Source organism: Enterobacter cloacae complex sp. P18RS (assembly GCF_014982105.1).
Lineage (GTDB): Bacteria > Pseudomonadota > Gammaproteobacteria > Enterobacterales > Enterobacteriaceae > Enterobacter > Enterobacter hormaechei_C.
In genome coordinates this window covers 1-15,059 of sequence record NZ_JADCKV010000028.1, presented here as the reverse complement: position 1 = coordinate 15,059, position 15,059 = coordinate 1, and the positions used below count along the sequence as shown (strand labels likewise).

Annotated in this window: 14 protein-coding genes; 11 read left to right on the top strand and 3 right to left on the bottom strand. The window is 54.5% G+C overall.

Annotated elements, in window-relative coordinates; translation table 11 throughout:
* Positions 1–32 precede the first annotated feature (32 nt).
* A complete protein-coding gene (locus tag INF61_RS20105; RefSeq protein ID WP_023296611.1) occupies positions 33–1,229 on the bottom strand; it encodes a sugar transporter in 1,197 nt (398 codons plus the stop codon).
* Positions 1,230–1,405: 176 nt separating this feature from the next.
* Here INF61_RS20105 and INF61_RS20100 point away from each other — a divergent pair, with 176 nt between their 5' ends.
* Positions 1,406–2,194, top strand: a complete 789-nt coding sequence (locus INF61_RS20100; protein ID WP_126765919.1) for a PhzF family phenazine biosynthesis protein — start codon at positions 1,406–1,408, stop codon at positions 2,192–2,194.
* Positions 2,195–2,216: 22 nt separating this feature from the next.
* Entirely contained in the window at positions 2,217–3,029 is an 813-nt protein-coding gene (locus INF61_RS20095; RefSeq protein WP_193548052.1) for a PhzF family phenazine biosynthesis protein, read from the top strand.
* Here the strand turns inward: INF61_RS20095 and INF61_RS20090 are convergent.
* Positions 3,026–3,904 carry a LysR family transcriptional regulator gene (locus INF61_RS20090; protein ID WP_017382364.1) on the bottom strand — a complete coding sequence of 293 codons (879 nt, stop codon included), beginning with the start codon at positions 3,902–3,904 and terminating at the stop codon, positions 3,026–3,028. The genes INF61_RS20095 and INF61_RS20090 overlap by 4 nt on opposite strands.
* Positions 3,905–4,003: 99 nt before the next feature.
* On the opposite strand from INF61_RS20090, the gene sad reads away from it, so the two are divergent.
* From sad to INF61_RS20050, 8 genes are all read left to right on the top strand, one after another.
* Positions 4,004–5,386 carry a succinate-semialdehyde dehydrogenase gene (gene sad, locus INF61_RS20085; protein WP_032669892.1) on the top strand — a complete coding sequence of 461 codons (1,383 nt, stop codon included), beginning with the start codon at positions 4,004–4,006 and terminating at the stop codon, positions 5,384–5,386.
* Positions 5,387–5,513: 127 nt separating this feature from the next.
* On the top strand, positions 5,514–7,103 hold the full coding sequence (locus INF61_RS20080) for a methyl-accepting chemotaxis protein (protein WP_193548051.1): 1,590 nt from the start codon (positions 5,514–5,516) through the stop codon (positions 7,101–7,103).
* 62 nt (positions 7,104–7,165) lie between these two features.
* Entirely contained in the window at positions 7,166–8,092 is a 927-nt protein-coding gene (gene glsB / locus INF61_RS20075; RefSeq protein WP_003857165.1) for a glutaminase B, read from the top strand.
* Entirely contained in the window at positions 8,092–8,454 is a 363-nt protein-coding gene (locus tag INF61_RS20070) for a DUF4186 domain-containing protein (protein ID WP_003857163.1), read from the top strand. The genes glsB and INF61_RS20070 overlap by 1 nt, the downstream gene beginning before the upstream one ends.
* Before the next feature lie 58 nt (positions 8,455–8,512).
* Positions 8,513–9,478 carry a sensor domain-containing diguanylate cyclase gene (locus tag INF61_RS20065; protein WP_023296617.1) on the top strand — a complete coding sequence of 322 codons (966 nt, stop codon included), beginning with the start codon at positions 8,513–8,515 and terminating at the stop codon, positions 9,476–9,478.
* An 82-nt stretch (positions 9,479–9,560) separates the two neighbouring features.
* On the top strand, positions 9,561–10,088 hold the full coding sequence (locus INF61_RS20060) for a GNAT family N-acetyltransferase (RefSeq protein WP_193548050.1): 528 nt from the start codon (positions 9,561–9,563) through the stop codon (positions 10,086–10,088).
* 117 nt (positions 10,089–10,205) lie between these two features.
* Positions 10,206–11,657 (top strand): tagaturonate reductase, encoded by a 1,452-nt coding sequence (locus INF61_RS20055; RefSeq protein ID WP_193548049.1) that lies wholly within the window; start codon positions 10,206–10,208, stop codon positions 11,655–11,657.
* A gap of 201 nt (positions 11,658–11,858) precedes the next feature.
* Positions 11,859–12,773 carry a bestrophin family protein gene (locus tag INF61_RS20050; protein WP_193548048.1) on the top strand — a complete coding sequence of 305 codons (915 nt, stop codon included), beginning with the start codon at positions 11,859–11,861 and terminating at the stop codon, positions 12,771–12,773.
* Here INF61_RS20050 and INF61_RS20045 read toward each other — a convergent pair.
* Entirely contained in the window at positions 12,761–13,309 is a 549-nt protein-coding gene (locus INF61_RS20045) for a GNAT family N-acetyltransferase (protein ID WP_023303733.1), read from the bottom strand. The genes INF61_RS20050 and INF61_RS20045 overlap by 13 nt on opposite strands.
* 444 nt (positions 13,310–13,753) lie before the next feature.
* Between INF61_RS20045 and INF61_RS20040 the strand changes: the two genes are divergently transcribed.
* The gene (locus INF61_RS20040; protein WP_071524110.1) at positions 13,754–14,086 is read left to right on the top strand and encodes a hypothetical protein; all 333 of its coding nucleotides are present in this window, start codon (positions 13,754–13,756) and stop codon (positions 14,084–14,086) included.
* Positions 14,087–15,059 lie beyond the last annotated feature (973 nt).

Below are 15,059 nucleotides of genomic sequence, written 5' to 3'. Positions count from 1 at the left end.
TAAGGCGAAGCCGCCACCCGGCATAACAAACGTCAACCGTGGCTGGACTGTTCTTCCATCGCGACCGGCCATTTACGGAAGATAAGCACCGACCAGATCAGCGCGATCAGCGCCGGAATCGCCCCGAGATAACCAATGGCCGACATCGATACATGCAGGCTGATCTGATTTCCCACCAGCGCACCGGCGCCAATCCCCAGATTAAAAATCCCGGAGAAGAGCGACATCGCTACGTCCGTGGCGTCCGGGGCCAGGGCCAGCACTTTGACCTGCATTCCCAGACCAATAATCATGATTGCCACGCCCCAGAACAGACTGAGGATCGCCAGATGACTCTCGCTGCCTGCCGCAGGCATCAGTAACAGCAGGCATGCCAGCAGCAGACCAATCGCACTGCTTACCAGCGCAGACGCGTGCTTATTGCCCAGCTTCCCGAACAGGATGCTGCCGATAATCCCCGCGCCGCCCAGGATCAGCAGCAGAACGGTGGCAAAGTTAGCGCTAAAGCCCGCCACAACCTGAACAAACGGCTCAATATAGCTGTAGGCCGTGTAATGGGCGGTCACCACAATCACGGTCAGCAGATAGATGCTCATCAGCGCCGGTCGACGCATCAGCAGCGGCAGACTTTTCAGCGAGCCGGAGTGTTCGCTGGGCAGTTTTGGCAGCAGTTTGATCAGACACACCAGGGTGATCAGCGCCCCCATGCCGATGGCAAAGAAGGTGGTGCGCCAGCCGAAGTATTGTCCCACAATGCGCCCGATCGGCAGGCCTAACACCATCGCCAGCGCCGTTCCGGTGGCAATCAGGCTCAGCGCCTGGGCGCGTTTTCCCGCCGGAGCCAGACGAATGGCGAGGGACGCGGTGATCGACCAGAAAACGGCATGGGCAAACGCGATGCCGACGCGGCTGATGACCAGCACGGTAAAGTTCCATGCCATAAATGACAGCACATGGCTGGCAATGAACACCACAAACAGCCCAATAAGCAGCTTACGACGTTCCATCTGGCTGGTCAGCAGCATAAACGGCAGCGACATCAGCGCCACCACCCATGCATAGATGGTCAGCATAATGCCAACCTGTGCCGTTTCCATATGGAAGCTGGCGGCGATGTCGGACAACAGCCCAACCGGAACAAATTCCGTGGTGTTGAAAATAAACGCGGCGATGGCGAGCGTGACCACGCGTAGCCACGCGACTCTGCGGGAAACCGTGTGTGTTGTCATAGGGATATCTGGGATTCGTTGCCTGAAAGATGAGGAGACGATCTTAAAGCCTTAAACGGCGAAAACTCAACCGTTATGTGATGTGAATCACAAAATTTACCTTCATGCAGCGGTAGCGAACGGGGTTGTTTTCATCGAAGATAAAGAACAACACAACAAAAACAGGCGGTAACACGATGCAGGAGATTGATTTTTATCTGGTAGATGCGTTCAGCGCGTCCTCCTTTGGCGGCAACCCGGCGGTGGTGTGCCCGCTCGACGCATGGCTACCGGATGAGACGTTACTGCGGATGGCACAACAGCATAACCAGTCAGAAACCGCGTTTTTTGTGTGTGCCAAAGGGGGGATCGAGTTGCGATGGTTCACCACGCTCACCGAGGTTAATCTCTGTGGTCACGCGACGCTTGCCGCGGCGTATGCACTGTTTCACGAACTGGATTATCCGGACTCACGCCTTCATTTTGACACCGCCTCTGGTCGCCTGACCGTCAGTCGTGAAGGTGACTGGATGACGCTGGACTTCCCGGCCTGCCCGACGCAGGCACAGACGCCGCCACCGGAGATACTCACCGCACTCGGTATCAGCCACTACGTCGAGGCGCGAAAAGGCCGCGCCTGGGTGCTGGTACTGGAAAGCCGAGAGCAGGTTGAAGCCCTTAATCCGGATTTCTCCGCCATGACGCCGGGCGAGCATAAAGTGGCCGTCACTGCCCGGGACGAGGGGGAATACGACTTTGTCAGCCGTTTCTTCTCGCCAGGCGTGGCCGTGCCGGAAGATCCTGTCACCGGCTCCGCGCACACCATGCTGATCCCGTACTGGAGTGAACGGCTTGGCAAAACACAGATGTTTGCCCGCCAGGTTTCTGCCCGTGGTGGCGACGTACGCTGCGAACTCAAGGGCGACCGCGTGCGGATGGGCGGGCAGGCGGCGCTGTATCTGAAGGGCACAGTATTTCTGCGCTGAATAAATCTAAGAGGAACAAACGATGCAGGAAATTGATTTTTATCTGGTAGATGCCTTCAGCGACAGGGCGTTCGGCGGCAATGCGGCGGCGGTGTGTCCGCTGGAAGCGTGGCTGCCGGATGAGACGCTGCTGAAGATGGCGAAGCAGCATAATCAGTCAGAGACGGCGTTCTTTGTCCGAACGGATAACGGGTTTGAACTGCGCTGGTTTACCACGCAGGATGAAATTAACCTCTGCGGCCACGCAACCCTCGCGGCTTCTCACGTTATTTTCGAATACCTGGATTATCCGCATACGGAAATCACCTTCACCACGCGCTTTGTCGGCGATCTGACGGTACAACGCAGCGGCGACTGGCTGACGCTTAATTTCCCGGCGTGGTCAACCGAGGTTGTTGATACTCCACCCGCAGTGCTGTTCAGCGCGCTGGGCATTAACGCAGCAGACGAGGTGCGTGTGGGGCGTGACTACATGGTGGTGCTCGACAGCCAGCGGCAGGTGGAAGCGCTGACGCCGGATATCGCGGCTATGCTCCCGCTGGAGAAAATGGTCTGCGTTACGGCGCCGGGGGATGAGTATGATTTCGTCAGCCGCTTCTTCTGCCCGGGGGAAGGGGTGCCGGAAGATCCGGTGACGGGATCAGCTCACAGCATGCTGATCCCGTACTGGAGCGAAAAGCTTGGTAAAACGCAGATGTCGGCCCGCCAGGTCTCCTTGCGCGGCGGGGATCTGCGCTGCGAGCTGAAAGGCGACCGCGTGCTGATTGGCGGGCAGGCCACGCTGTATATGAAGGGAAAAATTTTCCTTCGACTCCAGGACTACGTTCATCATTAACAACTGGGCGCTGGTGGCTGACGCTCGTTCAGCAGCGCGATAAACGCCTCAAGCTGGCGGGTCATCGCCCCGCGTCGCCACACCAGCCAGGTGGTGAGCCAGCGCCAGTTTTCCGCCAGCGGCCACGCCGCCACCTGATGATGGCCCGGCATGCTCTCCAGCATGGAGCGGGGCATCAGCGCAATGCCTGCCCCGGCAATCACGCAGGCGAGCATCCCGTGATAGGACTCCATCTCATGGATCCTTCCCGGCGTGACGCGGTCGGCATGGAACCAGCTCTCCAGATGACGCCGGTAAGAACAGTTGGCGCGAAAGGCATACACGTCGCTGCCGCTCACCTGCGTGGCTTTTGATACTTCTGCGTGACCCGCAGGGGTGACCAGCATCATCTCTTCCCGGTAAACCGGCATCCCTTCCAGTTCCGGGTGCGAGAGCGGCCCGTCGACAAAGGCGGCGCTGAGCGTCCCCTCAAGCACGCCGTCAATCATCGTACCGGAAGGTCCGGTGGACAACGCAAACTGAATGCGCGGATAGCGCTGGTTAAACCGCGCCAGACTTTCCGGAATGCGCACGGCGGCGGTACTTTCCAGCGCGCCGAGCGAGAATAATCCCTGCGGTTCATCCCCGGCGACGACCATTCGCGCTTCGTCAACCAGCGCCAGGATCTGCTTGCTGTAGCGCAAAAAATTGTGCCCGGCGGGGGAAAGCCGCAGGCGCTGATTCTCGCGAATAAACAGTTCCACGCCGAGATCCGCTTCTAGCTGTCGGATGCGGGTGGTGAGGTTTGACGGCACCCGGTGTACCTTCTGCGCCGCCTGGGTAATGCTGCCGGTCAGTGCGACGGCGTTAAACATCTCAAGCTGAGTTAAGTCCATACCGTTCTCGTATTGTGAATAAGGTGGTGAGTATTATTCATTTTTAAGAAATAGCAGAGTAGGCCACAATCAATCAACTGTTATTATGTGGAGAACATCATGACCTATTCATCTGCTACCCATGCCCACTCTGTCAACCCGGCTACCGGCGAAACGCTGGCTGCTTACCCGTGGGCAACGTCCCATGACGTTGAGCGTGCCATTGCGCAGGCGGATACCGGTTTTCGTCAGTGGCGACGCGAAAGCGTGGCGCACCGGGCGCAAAAACTTCGCGATCTGGGTGCGGCGCTGCGTAGTCGTGCGGAAGAGATGGCGCAGACTATCTCCCGGGAGATGGGCAAGCCCATTATGCAGGCGCGTGCGGAGGTGGCTAAGTCTGCCAGCCTTTGCGACTGGTACGCTGAACACGGCCCGGCGATGCTGCACCCGGAATCTACCCAGGTCGAAAATGCGGTGATTGAGTACCGTCCGCTTGGGCCCGTTCTGGCGGTGATGCCGTGGAACTTCCCGCTCTGGCAGGTGCTGCGCGGTGCGGTGCCGATCCTGCTGGCAGGGAACAGCTATCTGCTTAAACATGCGCCTAATGTGCTCGGCTCGGCGGAGCTGATCGGGAAGGTATTCGCGGATGCCGGTTTCCCGGAGGGGGTCTTTGGCTGGGTGAACGCGACGAATGACGGCGTCAGCCAGGCGATTAACGATCGTCGTATCGCGGCGGTGACCGTAACCGGCAGCGTTCGGGCTGGTGCGGCAATTGGCGCGCAGGCGGGCGCGGCGTTGAAGAAATGTGTGCTGGAGCTGGGCGGCTCCGATCCGTTTATCGTTCTGAACGATGCCGATCTGGATCTGGCCGTCAACGCGGCGGTGGCCGGACGTTATCAGAATACCGGGCAGGTTTGTGCGGCGGCAAAACGCTTTATTGTGGAAGCGGGCGTGGCGGACGCCTTTACCCAACGCTTTGTTGACGCGGTCAAGGCGCTGAAGATGGGCGCACCGGATGAGGAAGATAACTATATTGGCCCGATGGCGCGATTTGATCTTCGCGATGAACTGCATCAGCAGGTGCAGGCTACGCTGGCGGAAGGGGCGACCCTGCTGCTGGGCGGAGAGAAGATGTCCGGGACCGGTAACTATTATGCCCCAACCGTACTCGGCGGCGTCACCCCACAGATGACGGCCTTTCGTCAGGAGCTGTTTGGTCCGGTGGCGGCAATTACCATCGCGAACGATGCGGCGCACGCATTGCAGCTGGCTAACGACAGCGATTTTGGCTTATCGGCGACGGTCTTTACCGAGAACGATGCGCTGGCTGAAACCTTTGCGCGCGAGCTGGAGTGCGGCGGGATCTTTATCAACGGCTACAGCGCCAGCGATGCGCGCGTCGCGTTTGGCGGGGTGAAGAAGAGCGGCTTCGGGCGAGAGCTTTCTCATTTCGGCCTGCATGAGTTCTGTAATGTGCAGACGGTGTGGAAGGATCGCGTCTAGTCTTGTTGCCGGGTAAGGCCAGGCCGCTACCCGGCAATTCACGTTTCCTGTCATTTTTGCGTAATGGTTCTGTCATTTTCGTTTCGTAGACTCGCTCGCGTCTAACGTATTGTTACAGAAGAAAATTATGAACCTAACGCAAATTTTTAGTCGTCTTGCGCCGCGCTTTATCCCTCGTCAGTTTGGCCTGCTGACCGGCATCTTTTGTATCATTGGCCTTTTCTCCGCCCTGCAACTCTCTTCCTCCTTCCTGCTGACCGCCTCCCTGAATGAAGCCCAGCGTAACGAACAGCGCAATCAGCTGGCCTGGCAGCAGCAGAGCAGGCTGGATCAGGCCCGAATTTCTCTGCTGGCGGCCAGCGATCTGCTCAACCGCTCCGGCGTGTACTTTATGCAGGACAAGGAGACTGGCTCGGAAGGGAGCTGGCATAGCCTGATGGACGAGGCGCAAAAATCCCTGGCGGCGTCACAGCAGGCATGGCAGGCCTGGCTCGCGCTTAACCCGCCGAAAGACGACGGGCTGGTTAACAGCTATCAGCTGTTTTTCGACGCCATCCGGGAGCAGGCAGAGGGGCTGGTGAAAACCAACAGCATCGACCTCTTTTTCGCCGTACCCGCCCAGGCGTTTCAGACCGATTTTAATGACAATTTCGCACGCTATCAGCAACGGAGTGAGAAGCAGACGATACAGGGGCGTCAGTCGCTCATGGAACAACTCTCAGGTCTGCAACGGCTGTTCCTGTTTGCGCCGCTGGTGCTACTGGCCATTGCCATAGCCGTCTGGTTCGGAATGGCGAAGTGGGTGATATCCCCGCTACGCCGTCTGATTATCCAGATTAACCAGCTTGCGGCAGGGGATTTGTCAGGCACGCCGCCTGACGTTGTGCGCTTTAACCGTGAAATCAGCCAGCTCAGCGGCAGTATTACCGCCATGCAGCGCGGGCTCCAGCAACTGGTGACCCAGGTCAGCGAGGCCACTACCTCCATGGTTGAAAATATCGGATCGCTTGCGCAGGGGAATCAGAAGCTTTATCAGCAGTCTACGCGACAGGCCAAAGAGCTGGAGGAGGTGACCGCACACATCGCCGATCTCGAAACCCACGTTGAGGGGAACACGGGTTATGCAAAACTCGCCCGCTCGCGCGCGGATGAAGCCCGACAGGCTGCCGCTGATGGGGAGCAAATGATGTCAGCGGTGAATGGCTCGATGCAGACGATCGTCGACCGATCCTCAGAGATGCGCGGGATCGTCGCGATGATCGACAGCGTGGCGTTTCAGACCAACATTCTCGCCCTCAATGCTGCCATTGAAGCCGCCCATGCAGGAGAGCAGGGGCGCGGATTTGCTGTGGTTGCCCGGGAAGTGGGGCTGTTGGCCAGAAAAAGCAGTCACTCTACGCAAACCATCCAGGCGCTAATTAACCACTCGCTACAGGGCATTGAAGAAGGTTCTCAGGTGGTAAACCGTCTGGAAGAGAATTTGCAACAGGTCACCGGGCTGGTGGCGAATCTGAGCAGCCTGCTGAATGATATTTCGCTGGCCACCCTGAATCAGGGGGACAGCATTCATCAGATGACCCGTCAGCTTCAGGCGCTGAATCAGGTATCGCGTCGGACAGATGTGCTGGTTAGCGAAGCGTCAAATGCCTCTGAGCGCCTGCATCAGCAGTCCGATCTTTTGTTGCAGGCCGTCTCGCGTTTTCGTCTCCCTGCCTGACGTGACGTATCAGCCTCTGTTATACTCGCAGCCCGTTTTAGCCTGAGGGCAAGGAGCAAAGTGTGGCTGCGGTCATCCATAATGAGATGCTGGACGAGATTCTGGCGCAGGTTCGTCCGTTACTGGGGCAGGGTAAGGTTGCCGATTACATTCCCGCTCTGGCTTCGATCAGCGGTAATAAGCTCGGTATCGCCATTTGTACTGTCGACGGTCAGCGTTTTCAGGCGGGAGACGCGCTTGAGCGCTTTTCGATTCAGTCGATCTCAAAAGTGCTTAGCCTCGTTGCCGCCATGCGCCAGTATGACGAGCAGGAGATCTGGCAGCGGGTGGGCAAAGATCCGTCCGGTCAGCCGTTCAACTCCCTTCTCCAGCTGGAAATCGAACAGGGTAAGCCGCGTAACCCGTTTATTAACGCCGGGGCGCTGGTGGTGTGCGATATGCTGCAAAGCCGGCTGAGCGCGCCGCGCCAGCGGATGCTCCAGATTGTGCGGCAGCTTTCCGGCGTGCAGGACATCGCCTACGATCCGGTGGTAGCGCGCTCTGAGTTTGAACACTCTGCACGTAACGCCGCCATCGCCTGGCTGATGAAGTCCTTCGGCAACTTTCATAATGACGTCGCCACGGTGCTGCAAAACTATTTTCATTACTGCGCGCTGAAGATGAACTGCGTCGAACTGGCGCAGACTTTTCTGTTTCTGGCGCATCAGGGCCATGCCCCGCATCTGGGCGAGGACGTTGTCTCCCCGATGCAGGCCCGGCAGATCAACGCCTTAATGGCAACCAGCGGAATGTATCAGAATGCCGGGGAGTTTGCCTGGCGCGTGGGGCTGCCGGCTAAATCCGGCGTTGGCGGTGGGGTCGTGGCGATTGTCCCTCACGAGATGGCGATTGCCGTCTGGAGCCCGGAACTGGACGAGACCGGAAATTCACTGGCGGGCGTGGCGGCGCTGGAACAGCTGACCAAACGCCTTGGACGGTCCGTATACTGATGTCCACGTTAGATCCTCTGTTCGCGCGCCTGGCTCGCTCCACGTTCCGTTCACGATTTCATTTAGGGACGAAAGAGCGGCAATACTGCTGGGATAAGGGCGCGGAGACTATCGATAAGCATGCCGCCGATTTTGTCGCCGCGCGGCTGGCGCCTGCACACCCGGTGAATGACGGTAAGCAGACGCCGATGCGCGGCCATCCGGTTTTTATCGCCCAGCATGCCACGGCAACCTGCTGTCGGGGCTGTCTGGCTAAGTGGCACGCTATCCCGCAGGGCGTGCCGCTGAGTGCGCAGCAACAACAGTATATCGTCAACGTAATCCATCATTGGCTGGTCATAGAGGTAAATCGTGCCTCCTGAACTGACAATGTCTCTGTTTAAGCTACGCTTTTACTAATGCTCAGCGTCAGGAGACGTTATGAAGGCACCTCAAATTCCCGTGAATGAAGCGGAGCGTATGAATGCTCTGCGCGAGTCCGGTCTGCTTGAGATCGACAATTACCCCGCGTTTGATCGTCTTACGCGGCTGGCAACACGCTTTTTCAGGGTGCCGCTGGCGATGATTACGCTGGTGGATGACCACGCCGCGATCGTGAAGTCTGCCGACGGCCAGGTACCTGCCACCCAGCCTCGCGATCTCTCGTTTTGTGGTCATACGATCCTGGGTGACGCGCCGCTGGTGGTGAGTGACACGCTGCTGGACGAACGCTTTGCGGATAATCCGCAGGTGGTGGGAGATCCGGGCGTGCGCTTTTACGCCGGTTTCCCGCTGCGTTTACGTGACGGGGCGTGCGTGGGATCGTTGTGTCTCATTGATTACGCGCCTCGTGAGTTTACCGCGGCGGATGCCGCCGTACTGGCCGATCTCAGCGCGCTGGCAGAGGATGAATTTGCGGCCGTTAGCGCGGCCACAACCGATGAACTCACGGGGCTGTTTAACCGTCGCGGGTTTAACCAGTTTGCGCAGTTTGCACTGTCGGTTTCGCAGCGTCGGGCAGAACCCTTAACCCTTGGCTGGCTGGATCTGGACCATTTCAAAACCATTAACGATCGCTTCGGACATCAGGAGGGGGACAAAGCTCTGAAAGCGATGGCCGCCCTGATGCGTTCCTCGTTCCGCGAGGCCGATCTGCTGGTACGTTTCGGGGGAGATGAGTTCGCGGTGCTGTTTGCGGATACCGATGAGCCTGGCGCCTGGATCGCCATGCAGTATCTCGTGGAACAAACGGAAAAGTATAACGCGCGTCAGCTGCATCCCTGGTCGTTACAGTTCTCCTGGGGGCTGAGCGAGTTCGATCATCACCGCAACGATATGCAGGCATGGCTAAAACACGCGGATGCGCAAATGTACGCCATGAAGCGGCAACACCACGGCGAGAAATGACATAACGAAATCCTATGTCATCACTTATTGCGTTACAAAAATGTTAATAGCAAAGTGGAGAGATTCAACCTAAGGACGCGCAATGTACTCTCCCATGCTGATTAAACCTCTCTCCCGGCAGGACATCCTCACCCACATCGATGCCCTGAACGATATTCTCGTCAACTGTGTCAACGGCGGCGCCTCCGTCAGCTTTATGCTGCCTTTTTCTGCCGGGAAAGCCCAAACCTTCTGGCTCAGCGTCGCTGACAGCGTCGGGCGCGACGAGCGCACTGTATTGGGCTGTTTCGATGAGGAGCAGGGGCTGATTGGCACGGTCCAGCTGATCACCGATCAGCCTGAAAACCAGCCGCACCGTGCAGATGTTGCGAAACTGCTGGTTCATGAGAACGCGCGCCGTAAAGGGGCGGCAATGGCGCTGATGGAAGCCCTGGAGGCGGTTGCACGTGAAAAAGCGCTTACGGTACTGGTGCTTGATACCTCAACCGGCAGCGGCGCGGAGACGTTTTACCAGAGAGCAGGCTGGCAAAAGGCGGGGGAGATCCCACGCTACGCCCTGATGCCGAACGGGGACATGACGGCGACCTCGGTGTTCTATAAATTTCTGTGATTATTTTTCACCATCGCATCCTGAGTTGATCCAGACAGGGGTTATGGTCCTGAAGTTTTGATAAGTTATCACACCAATCTTATCAGGCTGTATGACTAATCATAAAGGACCTCCATTGTGAACACACTCAACCGTCGTGATTTCCCCGGTGCGCGCTATCCTGAACGTATCATCCAGTTTGGCGAAGGTAACTTCCTGCGCGCGTTCGTTGACTGGCAAATCGACCTCTTAAACGAGCATACCAATCTCAATGCCGGTGTGGTGATTGTGCGGCCGATCCAGAGCGATTTTCCGCCGTCCCTGAGCACCCAGGATGGTCTGTATACAACGATTATTCGCGGTCTGAATGAGCAGGGGGATGCGGTAAGCGATGCGCGTCTTATTCGTTCCGTGAATCGTGAAATCAGCGTCTACAGCCAGTACGATGAATTTCTGAAGCTCGCCCATAACCCGGACATGCGGTTTGTCTTCTCCAATACCACGGAGGCGGGGATCAGCTATCACGCGGGGGATAAGTTTGACGATGCGCCAGCTGTCAGCTATCCGGCCAAACTGACGCGTCTGCTGTTCGAGCGTTTTACCCACTTTAACGGGGCAGCGGATAAAGGCTGGATTATCATTCCTTGCGAACTCATCGACTACAACGGCGATGCCCTGCGTGAACTGGTGCTGCGCTATGCACAGGAGTGGGCGCTGCCGGCGGCATTCATTGCGTGGCTGAATGATGCTAATACTTTCTGTTCGACGCTGGTTGACCGCATTGTTACCGGCTATCCGCGTGATGAGGTGGCAGAGCTGGAAGCCGGGCTGGGCTATCACGACAGCTTCCTCGACACGGCGGAACATTTCTATCTGTTTGTTATTCAGGGGCCGAAATCACTTGCAGCTGAACTGCGCCTGGATAAATACCCACTCAACGTCCTGATTGTTGACGATATCAAACCGTATAAAGAGCGTAAGGTGGCGATCCTCAACGGCGCGCACACGGCGCTGGTTCCGGTCGCTTTTCAGGCCGGCCTGGATACGGTAGGGGAAGCCATGAACGACGCGGAAATTTGCGCGTTCGTAGAGAAGGCTATTTATGAGGAGATTATTCCGGTCCTTGATCTGCCGCGCGACGAGCTGCACTCCTTCGCCAGTGCCGTAACGGGGCGTTTCCGTAATCCGTACATTAAGCATCAGCTGCTGTCGATTGCCCTGAACGGGATGACCAAGTACCGCACCCGCATTCTGCCGCAACTGCTGGCAGGGCAGAAGGCGACCGGCAAACTGCCAGCACGCCTGACCTTTGCCCTGGCGGCGCTGATTGCGTTCTACCGCGCCGAACGCAACGGTGAGCCTTATCCGGTGCAGGACGATGCGCACTGGCTTGAACGTTACCAGCAGTTGTGGACGCAACATCACGACAAACAGGTCACTACCCGTGAGCTGGTATCGTCGGTGTTAAGCGTGAGCGAGCACTGGGAGCAGGATCTGACTCAGGTGAACGGACTGGTAGAACAGGTTGCGCAGGATCTGGATGCGATTTTAAGCAAAGGCATGCGCGATGCGGTGAAACCGCTCTGCTAATCATGATGCCCGGCGTTTGCCGGGTTTTTTACAGACCCTATTTAGTTACAACATACTATGTGCTCTTTTTTTAAAAAGCACATGCAGCACCGTGCGCGTAAAGCTTTGCAGGTCAGAAAATGCAATGAATTAGTAACAAGCTTGCAACCGTGAGGGGGATCACGTTTAATAGCCGCGCTCTTTACTTATCTGAAGCTGATTATGATTGTTCGACCTCAACAGCACTGGCTGCAACTGATTTTTGTCTGGCATGGTTCGGTACTCCCCAAAATTTATACCCGACTGCTGCTTAACTTCCTGCTTTCCATCGCCGTGATTGTCATGCTGCCGTGGTATACCTCGCTGGGCATTCGGTTTACCGTCGCGCCGTTCAGCATTCTGGGTGTGGCTATCGCCATCTTCCTGGGATTCCGTAATAACGCCTGTTATTCGCGCTACGTTGAGGCACGTCTGCTTTGGGGGCAGTTGATGATAGCGGCGCGCTCGCTGTTTCGCGAGGTAAAAAACACCTTGCCGGATGATAAACATCTTGGAGAGTTTGTCCGCCTGCAAATCGCGTTTGCTAACTGTCTGCGTATGACCCTTCGTAGAGAAACCAATGCCGATCAGCTGTCCCGCTATCTGGCTCCAGACGATTTAAGCAAAGTGATGGACGCCAACTCGCCGGCGAACCGTATCCTGCTGATCATGGGGGAGTGGCTGGCCGTACGGCGGCGTAGCGGGCACCTTTCAGACATTCTGTTTCACAGCCTCAACAACCGCCTGAATGATATGTCCATCGTGCTGGCTGGCTGTGAGCGTATCGCCAATACGCCAGTCCCGTTTGCCTATACGCTGATCCTGCACCGGACGGTGTATCTGTTCTGCATCATGCTGCCGTTTGCGCTGGTTGTGGATCTGCATTACATGACGCCCTTTGTCTCTGCGCTGATTTCGTACACTTTTATCTCGCTGGACACGCTGGCGGAAGAGCTGGAAGATCCGTTTGGGACAGAAGATAACGATTTGCCGCTGGACGCCATCTGCAACATGATGGAGCGCGATCTGTTGCAGATGAACGATGAAGAGAACATCCCTGAAAGACTGATGCCGGATAAGCATTATCAGCTGACCTGACGGGCATTCCACTCATCGCGGGTGATTTCCCACAGCTCCGAATCCAGCAGGCCGCTGACATAGGCTTTCTTCTCCGTCCTGATGAGCCGCATGCCGCTGCTGTCTGAAATTCGTCGGGAGCGGCTGTTGGCCGCCGCTTTCGGCGCGCGTAACACCGGTTTATTGAGCGTATTGAACCAGTAATCCGTGGCCGCAATACTCGCCTCGCGCATATATCCCTGGCCCTGAAATTCCGGTGCGAGCCAGAAGCCCCGGTTGTTGTCCTCCACGTCATACAGGCAAATCAACCCCATCAGTTCGTCAGGCGCTTCGCGACGGCGAATCGTCCAGAACCACGCAATCCCTTTGGCCATATCGGGTAGTGCAACGTTGTTAACATAATTTTCTGCACCGTTTTCCGGGTAGGGCCAGGGGACTGAAGCCACCATATAGCGGACAATTTCCCAGCGCGGATAGCGTTGCTGGATCTGGACGGCATCGGCGGCAACAAGGGGTTTAAGTAATAAGCGTTCTGTCGTAAGCGTGGGTATCGTCATCCGGTGATCTCCATATTTGAGCGTTATCATTTGTTTGGGTTCTGATATTTCATCAATATCACATTCCAGTTGGTCGTGCTTTTGTTATTCAGATTTATCCATAAAGGAGTATGTAATGCCAAGAAAAGCCAGGCCCGAAGAAGCCGAAACACTCTGGCACGTCCGTAACGAAGCGATGCGCCATGGCTGTAAAATCTGTTACGACGCAGAAGTGATTGCGCGCTGGACGTCAGAAAAGATGCCTGAACATTACCGTACCTCCAGGTCGATTTCGTGTTATAGGCCTGCCCATGCAGGAGCTGAACTGCTCCCAAATGGAGCTACGGTTTACGAAGTTCAATAGCTTATTTACATTTGCTTACATAAATACACTTTCTTTACATTAAGTAATGTAAGATATTTTTTTAGCACAAAATGCAAAACTAAATTAAATGGAGATGATTTATGTCGAATATAAGAGCATTAAGCCTTAATGAGATAGCATTAGTAAGTGGCGGCAATGGAAGCGGTAATTATGAAGGTGCCGGTAGTCGTAACACCAGCTCTAAACCTGGTAATTCAAAAGGAAACAATGGCTCTATTTACAAGGGCGTTGACTCATGCGGCGCAGGAATCATCGGTGGTCTAATCGCCGGCTCTCCTGGGGGGCCAGTGGGTATGACCGCTGGGGTAATTGGTGGAGCTATAGCTGGCCAGTGCACAAAAGATAGTTTTTCAGATCGTGGTAGTAAAGATAAAAGTAATAATTACAACGGCCCCGGACAATGCCGTTGGTAAGTAATTTGAGTTTGTGTGATAATAATTTAAAAGCTCATTATAACTGAATGTTATTCTAGGTGTTTCGATATTTAATGATTATTCGAAGTAGTCATGATGAGCTATTATTTTTGATAAAGTTAATGTAATCACAAGTATCGGGTTAAGCATGAAGCAATTTTTAAATTTCCTAATTTACTTATTTTTTTTCATTATCGCATTTACCCTTTTGAAATACGCTGAAGTTCTTGAGTTTGACGAAGTATCACGGCCAGGGATTATATCAAGGTTTCTTATTGCGTTGATTGTATTAATAGCAGTAACTCGATGGGGCGTTAACTTGATGAATAGGTTTAAAAATAAATAAAGTACACTCCGATAAAAATTGTTGTGTTGCAGAATGGAATCATTACAAATGTTCACTGAAGTTAAAGTGCATGATATCAAAAAATGATTACGATATCATAGCCATATTTGTTGATTCTTATATAAAATATGAATTAATAATAGGTTGAACATGATAATCTTTAGGCATGTCTATCCATTCATTTATAGTAAGAAAAACGTAATTGTTCTTTTTATTGCGTCTGTTATCTCAATAATAATTACGTTATCGCCATCCATAACCCTCCGCTATCTTACTCTCGATGTGTCATTTTTCTTATTGTTTATTGCGGAATTTTCAATTGCATTTTTCTTGTATATTTTTTACTTAAGGAAGTTGGATGGTTTTAAATTACACCCAAGTAGAGATTTAACTTCAATAAAATTTTCTATTGTTGTGTTGTTTGTCATTTTGCTGGTTCAGTATAATGTTTATCTTTACAGGGATAATTTATATCATTATGGACCTTCCCATATTAGTTTTATAGCATTTATAATAGCCACATTCGTAGTCCCATATTATGAGGAGATTATATACAGGGGCTGTATCTTCGGTGTTTTCCACTCAATTTTTAATAAAAAGTATATTATCCCATGTATATTGACTTAA